The organism is Streptomyces sp. Ag109_O5-1, from assembly GCF_003814875.1.
GTDB classification, from domain to species: Bacteria; Actinomycetota; Actinomycetes; order Streptomycetales; family Streptomycetaceae; genus Streptomyces; species Streptomyces sasae.
Genome location: NZ_RKQF01000001.1, coordinates 970,561 through 986,295 on the forward strand (window position 1 = coordinate 970,561; position 15,735 = coordinate 986,295).

A 15,735-nucleotide genomic window follows, 5' to 3' on the forward strand; every position below is an offset into this window, starting at 1 on the left:
TCATGGCCGGATTCGCCATACGCCTCGCCCGCCGCACCGGGCACTTACTGCTGGCACCAACTGCCCTCGTGGCGCAGGTTGTTGTCTTTCTCCTACTGATCGTCCTCACGGACGGGGCCGGCTCGGGGCTCGTCGCCTGGCTGACGGCCCTCGGCGTCGCCTGTGCCGCCGCGGTGTGGCGGAGCCGTCGCCGCGCACGGAAGGTGCGCCTCGTACCGTTCGTGCCGGTGCTCGCCGCGGCGGCGCTGACGGCGGCGGTCTGCCTCCCGACCGTGCCCACGGCCCGGCAGTACCCGCCCGCCCTGCCCTTCGTCGCCACCCAGCACTGGAGCCTGACCACGGGCAGCCGGGTAGCGGTGTACCACTACGCGCCCACGAACCCCGGCAGCCGGCACCCGGTCCCGCTCGTGTACCTCAACGGGGGGCCGGTCCGCGGCATCTCGGTGCTCGACCATCGGTTCCTGCGGCTTCTGGCGAGCCGGGGCTTCGACGTCTACGCCTACGAACAGGCCGGCGGCGGACGCAGCGGCCTGCTCCCCATGGACCGGTACTCGATCTCCAGATCGGTCCGTGATCTCAACGCCTTCGTCCACCGCCTGGGCAAGGGCGCGGTCGACGTCCTCGGCTTCTCGTCCGGCGCGGTCGTGCTCACCCGAGCCCTGGCCGACCCCGCGGTCAGCGCCCGCATTCACCGGGCCGTCATCGCCGAGCCCGGCCCGATGGACGGTCCCACAGCGAGGATCACCGGACAGAGGGGACGCCCGTCCGCGCGCGGGCTCGCACCGAGCCCGCGCGGCCCGCGGTCAACGCGCCTCCCCCGGTACGCCGTGGCATTCGGCCTCATGCGGCTCGGACTCCTCAGCCCCGGCACCGGACTGATCGGACAGGCCGAAGGCGACAACGCGTTCACGGCCGCCGACCTCGGCAGCGACACCGCTTCCGCCTACTGCGCGCGTGACGCGCACCGCATCCCGGCCGAAGACACGCCCCAGAACTTCTCCTTCAGCGCCGCCGCCAGCCTCCGCATCCAGCAGACGGTGAAGGACTCCCCCGCCATCGCCCTGCGGCTGCGGCACTCGAAGACGCCCGCCATGCTGATGATCGCCGAGTGTTCCTCCCAGGTACGCCAGTGGGAGACCGCCGTCCTCGCCGACGACCCCGCGATCCGGCGCACGCAGTACCTGCCCGGAGTCGGGCATCACCTCTGGAACGGCCTGGACGACAACAACGACCGAGCCGCCGCTGTCATCACCGCGTTCCTCCTGGGCGAACCGGCACCGCTGCCGAACTACCCCACCCGCGCGGGGATCGCCGACTTCCTCCGTGACCACAAGTGACACCTGCTCCGACGTCCTCCCCGGGGAAACCGCCACGGCCCCGAGACCGGTGCACAGTGCGCACCGGCCGCCGCCGGTCATCCGTACCCGGGACGGGACAACCCGGATGGAGGCGCTGCTCGATGGGTGAACGGCATACCGTCGACGTCTTCAGCCGACTGTCCCGGCCATTCCACCCAGGTTCTGAGCGCGGGACCGCGTACATGGACGCCCACGTCGTCGATACGGCAACCGGGGCCCCAGGCGAGCAGACCCCATACCGTGTACGCGACGAGACCGGGCTGCCGGAGTCGCCCGTGCAGGTGTTGCGGGGGGGGCGTCGGCGGTCGGCACGGCACGGCACAAAGTTGCCAGGCGGGGTCGACCGGGCCCGGCGTTGCCAGGCGGGGTCGACCGAGCCCGGCACGATCGAGTGCCCGACAAGAGCGTCGTAGGTCTTCAGGCCCGTCGCTTGCTGCCGGTGCCCCGCTTCTGCGTGCGTCCGGCGGCGCGGACGATGTTGCGCGCCATGCCGCCGAAGACGATCGCGTGAAATGGCGACACGCTCCACCAGTAGAGCTGGCCGAGCAGTCCGTGCGGGTGGAACAGGGCCCGCTGCCGGTAGCGCGCGCCCCCGGCCCCCTCCTCGTCGACACACATCTCCAGCCAGGCCAGGCCGGGCAGCCGCATCTCGGCGCGCAGTCGCAGCAGCCGGCCTCGTTCGATCTCCTCCACCCGCCAGAAGTCCAGCGAGTCACCGACCCGCAGTCGCCGCGCGTCACGTCGTCCCCGGCGCAGGCCCACCCCGCCGACGAGGCGGTCGAGCCAGCCGCGCACCGCCCAGGCCAGCGGGAAGGAGTACCAACCGTTCTCGCCGCCGATGCTCTCGACCACATCCCACAGCGCCTCGGGAGCCACATCGGCGTGGCGTTGGCGCACGTCGGTGTAGAGGCTGCCGCCGGCCCACTCCGGGTCGGTGGGCAGCGGCCCGCTGGGAGCGCCCGGCACGGAGGCGGAGGACCAGCGAGTGGCGACCTGGGCGTCCCGCACACGCTGCAACGCGAGGGCGACGGCGCGGTCGAAACCGACCGGGTGGCCCGGCGGGCTGGGCACGTACCGCTCGATGTCCTGTTCCCGGCACACCACCTCGTGGCGCAGCGACTCCGTCAACGGGCGGGCGATGGAGGCCGGTACGGGGGTCACCAGGCCGACCCACTGACTGGACAGGCCCGGCGTGAGTACCGGCACGGGCACGATGAGCCGCCGGGGCAGTCCGGCGACGGCGGCGTACCGTTGCATCATCTCAAGGTAAGTGAGCACTTCGGGGCCGCCGATGTCGAAGGCACGGCTGACGTCGGGCGGCAGGCCGGCGCATCCCACCAGGACGCGCAGCACGTCCCGTACGGCGATCGGCTGGATGTGGGTGTGCACCCAACGCGGCGTGATCATCACCGGCAGCCGCTCGGTCAGGTAGCGCAGCATCTCGAAGCTGGCCGAGCCGGAACCGATGATGACAGCGGCCCGCAGCACGGCCGTCGGCACGCCCGAGCCGAGGAGGATATGCCCCACTTCGGCGCGGGAGCGCAGGTGCGGCGACAGTTCCCGCTCGGGCACGCCGGCCGGGGTCAGCCCGCCCAGGTAGATCAGGCGGCCGACGCCGGCCCTGCGGGCCTGCTCGCCGAACACCCGGGCCGCCTGGCGGTCGGTACGTTCGAAGTCGCGGCCGGCGCCGAGTGCGTGCACCAGGTAGTAGGCGACATCGGCACCCGCCATCGCCGGCGCCACCGAGCCCGCGTCGGTGACATCGCCCTGTATGACCTCCACCCGCCCTGCCCATGGCTGGTCACGCAGCTTCCGGGGTGTGCGTACCAGGCAGCGCACCCGGTACCCGGCGTCCAGCAGTTCCGGCACCAGCCGCCCACCGATATAGCCGCTGGCACCAGTCACCAGACAGGTCCTCGGACGACCGGCAGCCGCTGCGTTCCCGTTCGTCGCCGTCCCGGCCGTCTCGTCCGCCACGCGAACCGCCTCGGTCGTCGTCCCTGGGCCCTCGCGCCCCCGACACCTCTACGGTGCCGCCCACCGGTCCGGGTACGCCGCGCGACTACGGCATTCGGGTGACGCAGAGCTCTCGCCTGTCGCGTCCGTCCATGCCTGGTGGCCACCGCTTCGGCTGCACCGGGAAGCCCCTCGGGCCGGGGTCTTTGCGGACGATCTCCGGCTTGCGGCCGAGCACCGCGGTCGTCCGGTCGCCCAGGCGGCCGGCAGGTCGATGCCGCGCGAACACGAGATTCGCGCGGCCTCCCGGGCGGGCGGCGGCACGCCGGTCAGGGGCGAGCCGGTGCGCCACCCGCCTCCCCGAGCGAACGTCCTCCCTGATCCGAAGCTCTGGGGCCGGGCTGCAGCCGGGGTAGCCGGCGGATATCCAGAAGTGTTGCGCGCAAAGGGAGTTGGCGGCCATCTGGACGTGTGCACCGTCCACCGTGCTCGCCCACGCGGCCAACTGTCGAGTGCGCAACGTCACGCAGCCTGCCGTGGGGACCATGGCGCTCGCCGGTGCCGGCGGTACGCCCCGGCCACCGTGCGTCGCCGGCGCCGGATCACCCGCTGCGACACCTGCGGGGGGCAGGCCCGGCCGATCGCCTCGAAGCGGTCGGCCGCAGCCGAGCCGCCGAACGCCGCACCGCCGGGTGCGGCAGGTTTCCCGCCGGCAGCGTCTCCAGCCGATCGTCCGCGGCGTCGTTCACCCTCACCGGTACTGCGAATCCCGGCTGTCGAGCGCGCGGCACACGCCCTTGCCCCGGTCTTCCGTCTCACCTAGCCTGAATTTGTGCCGCCAATAAACAAAACCCGTTTGCACAACGTCGTGCCGGGTAGTTCCCTCGTACTCACCCGTCTCCGTGTCGCCATCACCGCGTTCTTCGCCATGGACGGCTTCGTCTTCGCGGGCTGGGTGGTCCGGATCCCCGACATCAAGCACCAGACCCACGCCTCGGTCGGCGCACTGGGACTGGCTCTGCTCGGCGTCTCGGCCGGCGCGGTGATCACAATGACGCTCACGGGCCGGCTCTGCCGCCGGTACGGAAGCCACCCCGTGACAGTGGCCTGCGCGATCCTGCTGTCACTGAGCGTCGCCCTGCCGCCGCTCACCCACTCGGTGCCGACACTCGGCGCGGTCCTGCTCGTGTTCGGCGCCGCATACGGCGGCCTGAACGTCGCCTTCAACAGCGCGGCCGTCGATCTGGTCGCCGCCCTCCGCCGACCGATCATGCCGACCTTCCACGCGGCGTTCAGCCTGGGCGGCATGATCGGCGCGGGCCTCGGCGGCCTGGTCGCCGCTTCCCTCTCCCCCACCCGCCACCTCCTCGCCCTCACCGTGATCGGCCTGCTGGTCACGGCGGTCGCCGGCCGTACGCTCCTGCGGTACGACGTCCCGGTCCCGCACCCCGAGCAGCCCGCCGGCAGCGGCCGGCGCCGCCTGGACGCGCCCACCCGCCGGCGCGTCGTCGTGTTCGGCCTGATCGCCCTGTGCACGGCGTACGGCGAGGGGGCGATGGCCGACTGGGGCGCGCTGCATCTGCGGCAGGATCTGGATGCGTCCGCTGGTGTCGCCGCGGCCGGTTACACGTGTTTCGCGCTGGCCATGACGGCCGGCCGGGCGAGCGGGACGCGACTGCTGGAGCGGTTCGGCCGGTCCAGGACCGTGATCCTCGGTGGTGGCACGGCGGCGGCCGGGATGGTGCTCGGCTCCCTCGCGCCCTGGGTGTGGGCGACTCTGCTCGGCTTCGCGGTGACCGGCCTGGGCCTGGCCAACCTGTTCCCGGTGGCCGTGGAGCGGGCGGGAGCGCTGGCGGGCCCGTCGGGCGTCGCGACGGCGTCCACCCTGGGCTACGGCGGCATGCTGCTGGGCCCGCCGGCGATCGGCTTCATGGCGGCCTGGACGTCACTGCCGACGGCGTTGACGAGCGTCGCGGTACTGGCGGCATTGGCCGCACTGATCGGCGCGACGACCGGGCGAGCAGCCTGAAAGCGCGCGGGGAACCGCGCGACCGGGGCATGGCTGCCGGTCTCAGTCCAGCAACCCCGGTTCCGGCACCGACTCCAGCACCCCGGCCAGCCGCACCGTGTCGGCCTCGCTCCACCCCGGCGGGCGCGTGATCTGCGCCCACGCGGTCGTCGGCATCGTCCCGTACCGGTGCCCGAAGCCGTCCGGCACACTGTCCGCCCCGGCCAGATCGCACGCCACCTGCCAGAACGTCAGCAGCGGATACCACTGCATCGCCGGTGACACGTCCCGGGCGCGCGGGCGGTCCAGCCAGTCCGGTCGGTGGAGGGTCAGATCGGGGGACCACCAGACGACCGGGTCGGAACCGTTCTGGAGGTAGACGGCCCGGGGTTCTCCCCAGGGTGCCGCGGGGATGGCGTAATCCTTCGGCACCTGTGCGAAGCGCACGTTCGCGCCGTCGTCGACCACCGGGCGCCACTCGGGGCTGCCCGGCCGGCGCCGCGCGGTGAGCGTCTTCCAGAGAGGGTTGTCGTAGGTGGGCCCGACGAACAGCGCCCCGTCGGTCTCCTTGGTGAGCCTGGCCAGGGAGCCGTCGAGGGCGGACTCCATGGAGAAGGAGCCGAGGCTCTCGCCGTAGACGAGGAGCCGGGGGCGCGAGCCGGCGGGGAGGGTGCGCCACTTGTCGTAGACCGCGCCGAAGAGGGCCCGTCCGGTGTCGGCGGCCTCGTCCTCGGTGAGCGCGGAGACCCAACTGGGCAGGTAGGAGTACTGCATGGCGACCTCGGCGGTGTCGCCGCCCCACATGTACTCCAGGGGCTTGCTGCCCTGGCCGTTGATCCAGCCGGTGCCGGTGGTGCCCATGACGGCGAGGATCCGGCGGGAGAAGCCGCCGGTGCGTTCGAGTTCGCGTACGGCGAGGGCGGCGCGCTCGTCGAGGGTGGCGGCGGAGCGCAGACCGACGTAGACGCGTACCGGATCCTCGGCCGGGCGGCCGGTGAACGCGGTGATGTCGGCGCGGGTGGTTGCCGTACCGACGAAGTTGCGGCCCTGGGCGCCCAGGGTGTCCCAGTGGGCGGCGGACGCGGGGCTGCCGGAGAGGGTGCGCAGGCCGGGCTGGTGGACGCCCTCGCCGGTGCCCTTGTCGGCGAGGGACGCGCCGCTCTCGATCGCGTCCAGTGCCGCGTTCAGCAGGAAGCCCTGGACGACTCCGACGATCACGAAGGCGACGAGGACGACTCCGGTGGCGTACGCGACGGGGCGCGGGATCAGAGCGTCGAACGCACGGGCGACGATGCGGGTGCCGAGCCGTACCGTACGGGCGATCAGGACCAGCAGTGCTCCGACGAGCGCGGCCACGAGCGGGACGAGTGCCCACTGCCACCAGACCACCTGCGGGGGCAGGGTCACCGCCCGGCGGACCTGGCCCTCCCAGCGGACGCTCCAGGCGGTGACGGTGACGATCGCGGCGACCCCGAGCACCCCCAGAGCGGCCCCTGTGACCCTGCGGACGTGCGGGCGGATACGGACGCCGGCCCAGCGGAGCAGGAACCGGGCGAATGTCTGCAGTACGGCGCCGACGGCGTAGCCGAAGGCCGCCGAGACGCCGGCGGCGAGTCCCTGGAGCCACCAGGAGCGCGGGAGCAGGGACGGGGTGAGGGACAGGCAGTAGCACAGGACCGACACGGCCATCCCGCCCGGGCACGGCCGTCGCCGGACCACCCGGTCGGGGCCCGCGTGCCGGCGCACCCGCTCCGCCGCCCCGCGTGCCCAGTCCCTCGTACGCTTCAGCGCCCTGCCCGCAACACTCACTTGGCCACCTCGGGACCACGATCGGCCACCGCACCTGCTGTCGCATCCCGAAGATCCCTCCGGTCACCCCGCTCGGCCGAACAAATGGTGCAGAGCGTCATGGGACATTCCATCGTGGTGGGCATGGCCCAGGCCCAGACGACCGAGAGTCCCCGCTCCACGCCGCCTGCGGCCGGACTGATGCTGTCCACGCCGACCGCGATGGCGGTCGGCTGGATGGTCGGCGCCGGCGTGTTCTCGCTGCCGCGCCGCTTCGCCGAGGAGACCGGAGTCGCGGGCGGGTCGATCGCCTGGGTGATCGCGGGCACGGGCATGCTGATGCCGGCCCTGGTCTTCCAGTCGCTCGCGCTGCGGCGGGCGGCCCTGGACGCCGTGCGTACACCTGTGACAACGGGGCGGCCAAGCACGTCGTCGTCGCTGGGATGCCCAGGCTGCGGTCGCCGACGAACGAGGGCCCGGCCGCGTTCGGCGACGTGGTCGCCAAGGCGCGGGGGCTGCCGGAGCCGCGCGTGGTGGAGACCGGCGGTGACGTCCACGCCGCCGAGCGGCAGCAGTGGGACAGCGGCAACAACGCGGTCGCGCCGGAGCCGGGCGTGGTCGTCACCTACGACCGCCGCACCCAGACCAACTCCCTGCTCCGCGAGGCGGGGATCGAGGTCGTCACCATCGTCGGCGCCGAACCGGGCCGGGGGCGCGGCGGCGGGTACAGCATGACCTGCCCGCCGGTGCGCGACCCGGTCGAGTTCTGACCCGCCCGGCCCGGAGATGCCGCTTCCCCTGCTCCCCACCCGGACGGCACTGGTGGCCGCGGTGGCCGTGCTGGTGCTGGTGAACCTGCTGAACAACCGCTGGGCCCCGTCCTGGATCCTGCTCACCACGGTGGTCGCCTCGGCCGTCCTGGTGGCGCTGCTGTTCTGGGCCGGGGGCAGCTGGCAGGAGCTGGGGCTGGGCGCGAACACCCTTGCGAACGGGGCGCGTTGGGCCGTCACCCTGATCGGGATCGTCGCGGCGGTCTATCTGTGCGCGGCCCTTCTCCCGGTCACCCGCGAGCTGTTCGAGGATCAGCGGACCAATGCGCTGGACGGCTCGGGGATCGCCTTCGAGGTGCTGGTCGCGGTGCCCGTGGGGACGGTACTGCTGGAGGAGATCGCGTTCCGCGGCGTCCTGCTCGCGCTGCTGCGCCGGCTGCGCACGGCGACGACGGCCGCCGTCCTCTCCTCCGTCCTCTTCGGTCTCTGGCACATCCTGCCGTCGCTGAACCTCGGCAGGGACAAGCCGACGCTCGGTTCTCTCTTCGGGCACTCGGCCGCCGGGGCGGTCCTGGTGGACATCGGAGCCGTGCTGTTCACCGCCGCGGCGGGCTGTCTGCTGTGCTGGCTGCGCGACCGCAGCGGTTCGCTGCTGGCGCCGATGGCCCTGCACTGGGCGGTCAACGCCCTGGGGTACACGGTGGGTTTCCTGCTGCGCCGGTGACGGCGGCATCGGGCAGACTCACGGCATGGAGACTGCCGAGTTCCTTCGGATCCTGGACCGGGAGGGCGGGGCGCTGGCCGCGGCCGCCCTGGCGGCGGGGCTCGACGCCGACGTGCCGACCTGCCCGGGCTGGCAGGTGCGCGACCTGCTGCGGCACACGGGCACGATCCACCGCTGGGCGGCCGGTGTCGTCACCGACGCCCACCCCGGACGCCACCCCTTCCCGGACCCGCCGGCCCTCGAAGGTACCGAGCTGATCAGTTGGTACCGGGACGGGCACCGTGACCTCGTCGACACCCTGGCCACCGCACCGCGGAACGTGGAGTGCTGGACCGTGCACCCGGCCCCGGCCTCCTCGCCACTGGCCTTCTGGGCCCGCCGGCAGGCCCATGAGACGACCGTCCACCGGTACGACGCCGAGGCGGCGCGCGGCGGCCCGGCCTCCCCGATCGGCACGGACTTCGCGGTCGACGGCATCGACGAACTGCTGCGCGGCTTCCACGCCCGCCCACGCAGCCGACTGCGCACCGGGATCCCGCGGGTGCTGCGGGTGCGCACCCTGGACGCGGACGCCACCTGGACCGTACGGCTGTCACCCGAGCCACCCGTGACGGAGCTCGGCGCAGCCTGCGAGGCGATCACCGAACTCGCCGGTCCCGCCGACCGGTTGTATCTGGCGCTGTGGAACCGGGTGCCCGTGCCGAGGGTGACCGGCGATCCCGAACTGGCCGAACTGTGGCGTACGAAGTCCGGAATCTGACCGGCCGGGATCTCACCGCCGGAACCCGACCGGGCGAGATCTGACCGGGCGAGATCTGACCGGGCGAGCTGACCGGGCGAGCTGACCGGGTGGTTCAGCTCGCCAGCATCCGGGTCAGCACCGCGCGCTGCACCGGCAGCACCTCGCCGTGCAGCGTGCGACCCTTTCCGGTGAGCGCCACCCGGACACCCCGCCGGTCCTCCGGGCACATGGCCCGCTCGACCAGGCCGTCCTTCTCCAGCCGGGCGATCAGCCTGGACAGCGCGCTCTGGCTGAGGTGCACGCGCTCGGCGATCTCCTGGACGCGGTAGCTGCAGGCGTCGTCCGCCGCCCGGCCGTCGGAGAGCAGGTCGAGAACCTCGAAGTCGCTGGCGCACAGGCCGTGGCCGTGCAGGGCGCGGTCGAGCTCGCACTGGGTGCGGGCGTGCAGCGCCAGAATGTCCCGCCACTGCTCCACGAGCGCCTGTTCGGGCTTGTTCGCCGCCATCCCGGCACCGTAGCAGAGAATCGAGTTTGTTGCATCGTAATTAAATGCATTTGCATTCAATGCAGGTGCATGTAGTGTCTTGGGCATGACCTCTCCGCTCACCGCCCCCGCTTCAGAGGGACGCTGGACTCCCCGCCTCTGGGGCACTCTGCTGGTGCTCTGCGCCGCGATGTTCCTGGACGCCCTGGACGTGTCGATGGTCGGCGTAGCCCTGCCGTCGATCGGCTCCGACCTGCAGCTGTCGACCTCGACCCTGCAATGGATCGTCAGTGGCTACATCCTGGGCTACGGCGGCCTGCTCCTGCTCGGCGGCCGTACGGCCGACCTGCTCGGCCGGCGCCAGGTGTTCCTTGTGGCCCTCGGCGTCTTCGCACTCGCCTCGCTGCTCGGCGGCCTGGTCGACTCGGGCCCGCTGCTGATCGCCAGCCGGTTCATCAAGGGCCTGAGCGCGGCCTTCACCGCTCCGGCCGGCCTCTCGATCATCACCACCACGTTCCCGGAGGGCCCGCTGCGCAACCGCGCCCTCTCCATCTACACCACCTGCGCGGCCACCGGCTTCTCCATGGGCCTGGTGCTGTCCGGCCTGCTCACCGAGGCCAGCTGGCGCTTCACCATGCTGCTGCCCGCCCCGATCGCCCTGATCGCGCTCCTCGCCGGCCTGAAGCTGCTGCCCCGCAGCTCCCGCGAACGCGACCACAACGGCTACGACATCCCCGGCGCCGTCCTCGGCACCGCCTCGATGCTGCTGCTGGTGTTCACGGTGGTGGAGGCTCCGCAGGTCGGCTGGGCGTCGGCCCGCACCCTGCTGTCGTTCCTCGCGGTCGCCGTCCTGCTGACCGTCTTCGTCCGGGTCGAGCGCCGCTCCCTGGGCCCGCTCGTCCGCCTCGGCGTGCTGCGCTCGGGCAACCAGATCCGCGCCCAGCTCGGCGCGGTCGCCTTCTTCGGCTCGTACGTCGGTTTCCAGTTCCTGACCACCCTCTACATGCAGTCGCTGCTCGGCTGGTCCGCGCTGCACACCGCGCTGGCCTTCCTGCCGGCGGGCGCGCTGGTGGCGGTGTCGTCGACCAAGGTCGGGGCGATCGTGGACCGCTTCGGCACCCAGCGGCTGATAGCGGCCGGCTTCGCGCTGATGGTCCTCGGATACGCCCTGTTCCTGCGCGTCGACCTCACCCCGGTCTACGCGGCGGTGATCCTGCCGTCGATGCTGCTCATCGGCGCGGCCTGCGCGTTGGTCTTCCCCTCGCTCAACATCCAGGCCACCAACGGCGTCGACGACCACGAGCAGGGCATGGTCTCCGGCCTTCTCAACACCTCGGTGCAGGTGGGCGGCGCGATCTTCCTGGCGATCGTCACCGCCGTGGTCACGGCCGGTGCGCCCGCCCATGCGACGGCGCAGGCGGTGCTCGACAGCTACCGTCCGGGCTTCATGGTGGTCACGGGTGTGGCCCTCGCCGGTCTGCTGATCACGCTGCCGGGACTGCGCACCCGGCGTCCGCAGCAGCAGACCGTCGTGATCGCCAAGTCCACCTCCCTAAAGGCGGAGCGCGTGTCCGTGCGCGACTGAGGGGGACGCCTGCGAACGTGCGCCCGGCGGGGCCTTGTTGCTCCGCCGGGCGCACGGCTGTGAGACTGACGGGATGGAGAGTCACGGGGGACGGCGCGGTCAGGCCGAGCGGGACGCGATCACCGTCGAGATCGGCTACGCGCTGTGCAGTGCGGTGTTCGCGGCGGCGGTCGTCTTCGGGGCGGTGGCCGGCCCGGCGCTGCTGTTCCGGCTGCCCGCCGGTCTTGAGCGCGTTCTGCCCCTTGTGGGGACGGTGCTCGCCGCCGTGCTGTTCCTCGCCCGGGTCGTCAGCGTGCTCGTCCGCTTCCGGCACTCGTCTCAGCCCAGCCAGCCCGGCCGCACCAGCCCCGACTCATAGGCCAGGACGACCAGTTGGGCCCGGTCACGGGCGCCCAGCTTGACCATCGTGCGGCTCACATGGGTCTTGGCGGTGAGGGGGCTGACCACCAGGCGGCGGGCGATCTCCTCGTTGGACAGGCCGATGCCGACCAGGGCCATCACCTCCCGCTCCCGCTCGGTGAGCCGGGCGAGGGCATCCGCGGCGGCCGGCTCCTTGGAACGTGCGGCGAACTCCGCGATCAGCCGCCGCGTCACCCCCGGCGACAGCAACGCGTCGCCGTCCACCACCGCCCTGACGGCGCGCACCAGTTCCTCCGGTTCGGTGTCCTTGACCAGGAAGCCGGAGGCACCGGAGCGGATCGCCTCGAAGACGTACTCGTCCAGCTCGAACGTCGTCAGCATCACCACCCTGACGTCCGCCAGTTCCTCCTCCCCGGTGATACGGCGGGTCGCCGCCAGGCCGTCGAGCTGCGGCATCCGGATGTCCATCAGGACGACGTCGGGGCGCAGTTCCCGTACCTTGCGCACCGCCTCCTCGCCGTCGGCCGCCTCCCCTGCCACCTCGATGTCCGGCTGGGCGTCGAGCAGCGCCCGGAAACCCGCCCGCACCAGCGACTGGTCGTCGGCGAGCAGTACCCGGATCATCGGTCCTCCCTGTCGTCCACCGGCAGTACGGCGAGCACCCTGAAGCCCCCGTCGGCGCGCGGTCCCGCCTCGATCGTGCCACCCAGCGCGGCCGCCCGCTCCCGCATCCCGGCCAGCCCGTTCCCGCTGCCGCCCGCGTCCGCGCCGGTCGCGGGCCCGTCGTCGTCGATCCGCAACCGCAGCTCCCCGCCGCCGGGTTCGAGCAGCACGCGCGCGTGCCGCGAACCCGAGTGCCGTACGACATTGGTGAGCGCCTCCTGCACGATCCGGAAGGCGGCCAGGTCGGCGCCGGGCGGCAGCCGCGGCGGCTCCCCCGCCACCGTCACCGTGAGCCCGGCGCTCGCCGCCTGTTCGACCAGTTCCGGCAGCCGCCCGAGGCCGGGCGCCGGTGTGCGCGGGGCGTCTCCCGGGGCGCGCAGGGTGTCGAGCACCTGGCGGACCTCGCCGAGCGCCTCCTTGCTGGCGGCCTTGATGGTGGTGAGCGCTGCCCGGGCCTGTTCCGGGTCGGAGTCCAGGAGGGCGAGGCCCATGCCGGCCTGGACGTTGATGACGGAAATGCTGTGGGCGAGGACGTCGTGCAACTCGCGGGCGATGCGCAGCCGTTCCTCGTCCGCCCGCCGCCGGGCGGCCTGCGCGCGGTCGGCCCGCTCCCGCGCCCACTGCTCCCGCCGGACCCGGGCCAGCTCCGCCACGGAGACGATGATCAGCACCCAGGTGGCGATGATCATCTCCAGGCCGAGGTTCGCGCCCCCGTCGTCCGGTGGCGGCAGCAGGCGGTACAGCCAGAGCGAGATCAGCAGGTGGCCGGCCCACAGCATCCCGACGGCCGCCCAGGCGGCCCGGCGGTGCCCGGCGACGATCGCGCTGAAACAGGCCACGGCGACGGCCGCGAAGATCGGTCCGTAGGGGTATCCGGCGGCGAGGTAGACCAGGGCGAGCCCCGCCGTGCCGAACGCCACCGGCACCGGGTGCCGGTGCCGCCACAGCAGCAGGACACAGGTGGCCAGGAGCAGCAGGCGGGCCTGCATGTCGAGGTGTTCGCGGTGCGGCTGCTGGTGGGCGGCGAAGTTCGAGCCCACCAGCACCAGGACAGTGAGCACCACGGTGGAGCGCCACGGCAGGCGGGAGCGCGACGGCTCGGTGCCACCGTGGTCGGCGCGGTGCCACCACGGCGGCCCGTAGCGCCACCACTGTGCGGGGCCGCGCTCCCGTACGCGCTGCTCGTCCATGCCCGCCACGCTAGACGGCGTCGGCCCGGGCGGGCGTCAGCCCGGCGAGGTGATCACGCGTACTCCCCGGGGAGTAGACCGCCACTCCTGGTCAGCGGCCGGACGCCAGCTCCGCCACCTCGGCGTCGAACAGCCGGTCCTGGTCGAAGCCCATGCCCGTGAAGTGCCCGGCGAGTTCGAGGGAGAGCACGCCGTGCATCCGGGTCCAGAACGCCAGCGCCCGGCGCAGCACCCCCGGCGTCGCGGGGTGGTCTCCGGCCCATCGGCGGTGCTGGGAGAGGTGCGCGGTGAATCCTGCGGAGGCCGGCGCCGGCGCCTCGGGCTCGGCCGCCGCGCAGACGTCGAGCAGGGCCGCCATGATCTCCTGGGCGATCGAGGTGATGTCGTCCGGCGCGTGATAGCCGGGGACCGGGGTCCCGTAGACGAGGAAGTACCGCTGGGGGTCCTCCAGCGCCCAGCGGCGCAGGGCGTGGGCAAGGCCCTCGATACCGGCACCGGAGTCCGCGGCGGCACGGAAGGTGTCGGCCAGGCCGCGGTAGGCGTCCCGGATCAGTTCGGTGATCAGCTCGTCGCGGCTGCCGAAGTAACGGTAGAGAGCGGGGCCGCTCATGCCCAGTTCCTTGGCGATCGCGTTCAGGGACAGGCCCGACGCGCCGGACTTGGCCAGCTGCGCCCAGGCGCGTGCCTTGATGTCCGCCCGCACCTGGCTCCGGTATCGCTCACGGGGGCTCACCGCGTCTGCCGCCATGACCTTCACACTCCTCTCGCCCTGACCTGCCGAGCTTCTGAGTTCCTGGGTCTCCGGGTTCCCGGGGCTCCCGGGCTTCCCGAGCTTCAGGGTTGTTTCAACCTATCACTCACGAGAGCAGCTCTAACGGTCGCAATGACGGCCCCCGCCACAAGAGCTTGACACCATCGAAAGTAGGAGTCATGTTAGTTATAGCTTCTAACGCAAGCGAGTAGCTCTCCCGCTTGCGAATGCATCTACACACGGAGGTCGTCATGGGAACTGCAGGAATCGCCGGAGCCGCAGGAACCGCCGGCAGCGCCCAGCTCGTCGAGATCGTCCTGCCGGGCGTCGTGGAGCCGGAGGGGCTGCGGATCCGGCGCCGGGAGATCCCGGCCCCGGGTCCCGGGCAGATCGTCGTCCGGATGGAGGCCACCGGCGTCTCCTTCGCGGAGCAGCAGATGCGCCGCGCCCGCTACTACGACCAGCCGCCCTTCCCCTTCGTCCCCGGCTACGACCTGGTCGGCACGGTGCTCACGGCCGGCGAGGGTGTCGCGCCGGAGCTCATCGGCAAGCGGGTGGCGTCGCTGGTGAAGGTCGGCGGCTGGGCCACTCACGTGGTGCTGGACGCGGCCGATGCCGTGGAGGTGCCCGCCGGGGTCGGCGCGGCGGAGGCCGAGACGCTGGTGGTCAACGGCATCACGGCCTGGCAGATGCTGCACCGCAGGGCCAGGGTGCGCGAGGGCGGCACGATCCTGGTGCACGGCGCCAACGGCGGGGTCGGCACAGTCCTCGTCCAGCTCGCCCGCGCGGCAGGTCTGCGGGTGATCGGCACCGCCTCCGCCCGCCACCACGACGCGCTGCGGGAACTGGGCGCGACCCCGGTCGACTACCGCGCCGAGGACGTTCCGGCGCGGGTCCGCGAACTGGCGCCCGGCGGTGTCGACGCCGTCTTCGACCACCTCGGCGGCCGCAGCGTCGTCGACTCCTGGCGGCTCCTCGCGCCGGGCGGCACCCTCGTCGCGTACGGCAGCGCCACCACCCGGGACGACTCGGGCTCCAAGCAGTTGCCCGTGCTGAAGATCCTCGGCCGGGTGTGGCTGTGGAACGCGCTGCCCAACGGCCGGCGCGCGTACTTCTTCAACGTCTGGGCGGGCCGCGCCCTGAACAAGGACCGTTTCCGGGCCCGGCTCGGCGCCGACCTCACCCAGGTGTTCCGGGCCCTCCAGCGTGGCGAGGTCTCCGCGCGCATCGCCGCCCGGCTGCCCCTCACCCGGGCGGCCGAGGCCCTGCGGCTCGCCGAGTCGGGGACCGTCGCGGGGAAGGTCGTACTGATCCCGGACAGCGGGGACGGGGCGACCGGCGCCTCGGCGCAGTGAG

At 72.6% G+C, this 15,735-nt stretch carries 13 protein-coding genes and 2 pseudogenes; 9 read left to right on the plus strand and 6 right to left on the minus strand.

From position 1 onward, the window contains the following. Positions 1–2: 2 nt before the first annotated feature. Positions 3–1,337, plus strand: coding sequence for an alpha/beta fold hydrolase (locus EDD90_RS04440; protein ID WP_123971841.1), 1,335 nt, complete (start codon positions 3–5; stop codon positions 1,335–1,337). Between the two features lie 438 nt (positions 1,338–1,775). On the opposite strand, the gene EDD90_RS04445 is transcribed toward EDD90_RS04440, so the two are convergent. Further along, entirely contained in the window at positions 1,776–3,266 is a 1,491-nt protein-coding gene (locus tag EDD90_RS04445; protein WP_260328682.1) for an SDR family oxidoreductase, read from the minus strand. 916 nt (positions 3,267–4,182) lie between these two features. Here EDD90_RS04445 and EDD90_RS04450 point away from each other — a divergent pair. Beyond that, on the plus strand, positions 4,183–5,343 hold the full coding sequence (locus EDD90_RS04450; RefSeq protein WP_123980872.1) for an MFS transporter: 1,161 nt from the start codon (positions 4,183–4,185) through the stop codon (positions 5,341–5,343). Positions 5,344–5,385: 42 nt separating this feature from the next. Here EDD90_RS04450 and EDD90_RS04455 read toward each other — a convergent pair whose 3' ends face one another. Beyond that, complete coding sequence (locus tag EDD90_RS04455) at positions 5,386–7,131, minus strand: alpha/beta-hydrolase family protein (protein ID WP_123971843.1); 1,746 nt, start codon at positions 7,129–7,131, stop codon at positions 5,386–5,388. A gap of 123 nt (positions 7,132–7,254) precedes the next feature. Between EDD90_RS04455 and EDD90_RS56780 the strand changes: the two are divergent. The 4 genes and pseudogenes from EDD90_RS56780 to EDD90_RS04475 all read left to right on the plus strand — a co-directional run. Further along, a pseudogene (locus tag EDD90_RS56780) lies at positions 7,255–7,503 on the plus strand (arginine-ornithine antiporter); the annotation flags it as partial. Between the two features lie 17 nt (positions 7,504–7,520). After that, positions 7,521–7,880: pseudogene (locus EDD90_RS04465) on the plus strand (arginine deiminase family protein); the annotation flags it as partial. Between the two features lie 16 nt (positions 7,881–7,896). Then, positions 7,897–8,604, plus strand: coding sequence for a CPBP family intramembrane glutamic endopeptidase (locus EDD90_RS04470; RefSeq protein WP_185148927.1), 708 nt, complete (start codon positions 7,897–7,899; stop codon positions 8,602–8,604). Positions 8,605–8,629: 25 nt separating this feature from the next. Continuing rightward, complete coding sequence (locus EDD90_RS04475) at positions 8,630–9,364, plus strand: maleylpyruvate isomerase family mycothiol-dependent enzyme (protein WP_123971845.1); 735 nt, start codon at positions 8,630–8,632, stop codon at positions 9,362–9,364. A gap of 94 nt (positions 9,365–9,458) precedes the next feature. On the opposite strand, the gene EDD90_RS04480 is transcribed toward EDD90_RS04475, so the two are convergent. After that, on the minus strand, positions 9,459–9,851 hold the full coding sequence (locus EDD90_RS04480; protein WP_123971846.1) for a MarR family winged helix-turn-helix transcriptional regulator: 393 nt from the start codon (positions 9,849–9,851) through the stop codon (positions 9,459–9,461). An 85-nt stretch (positions 9,852–9,936) separates the two neighbouring features. Between EDD90_RS04480 and EDD90_RS04485 the strand changes: the two genes are divergently transcribed. Both EDD90_RS04485 and EDD90_RS04490 read left to right on the plus strand, forming a co-directional pair. Beyond that, complete coding sequence (locus tag EDD90_RS04485; protein WP_123971847.1) at positions 9,937–11,415, plus strand: MFS transporter; 1,479 nt, start codon at positions 9,937–9,939, stop codon at positions 11,413–11,415. Positions 11,416–11,488: 73 nt separating this feature from the next. Continuing rightward, complete coding sequence (locus EDD90_RS04490; RefSeq protein ID WP_123971848.1) at positions 11,489–11,773, plus strand: DUF6332 family protein; 285 nt, start codon at positions 11,489–11,491, stop codon at positions 11,771–11,773. Here EDD90_RS04490 and EDD90_RS04495 read toward each other — a convergent pair. From EDD90_RS04495 to EDD90_RS04505, 3 genes are all read right to left on the minus strand, one after another. Continuing rightward, the gene (locus tag EDD90_RS04495) at positions 11,734–12,399 is read right to left on the minus strand and encodes a response regulator transcription factor (RefSeq protein ID WP_123971849.1); all 666 of its coding nucleotides are present in this window, start codon (positions 12,397–12,399) and stop codon (positions 11,734–11,736) included. The genes EDD90_RS04490 and EDD90_RS04495 overlap by 40 nt on opposite strands. Beyond that, complete coding sequence (locus EDD90_RS04500; RefSeq protein ID WP_123971850.1) at positions 12,396–13,628, minus strand: sensor histidine kinase; 1,233 nt, start codon at positions 13,626–13,628, stop codon at positions 12,396–12,398. The genes EDD90_RS04495 and EDD90_RS04500 overlap by 4 nt, the downstream gene beginning before the upstream one ends. 91 nt (positions 13,629–13,719) lie before the next feature. After that, a complete protein-coding gene (locus EDD90_RS04505; RefSeq protein WP_123971851.1) occupies positions 13,720–14,376 on the minus strand; it encodes a TetR/AcrR family transcriptional regulator in 657 nt (218 codons plus the stop codon). A 254-nt stretch (positions 14,377–14,630) separates the two neighbouring features. On the opposite strand from EDD90_RS04505, the gene EDD90_RS04510 reads away from it, so the two are divergent. Beyond that, positions 14,631–15,734 (plus strand): medium chain dehydrogenase/reductase family protein, encoded by a 1,104-nt coding sequence (locus EDD90_RS04510; RefSeq protein ID WP_123971852.1) that lies wholly within the window; start codon positions 14,631–14,633, stop codon positions 15,732–15,734. The last annotated feature ends 1 nt before the right edge of the window (position 15,735 follow it).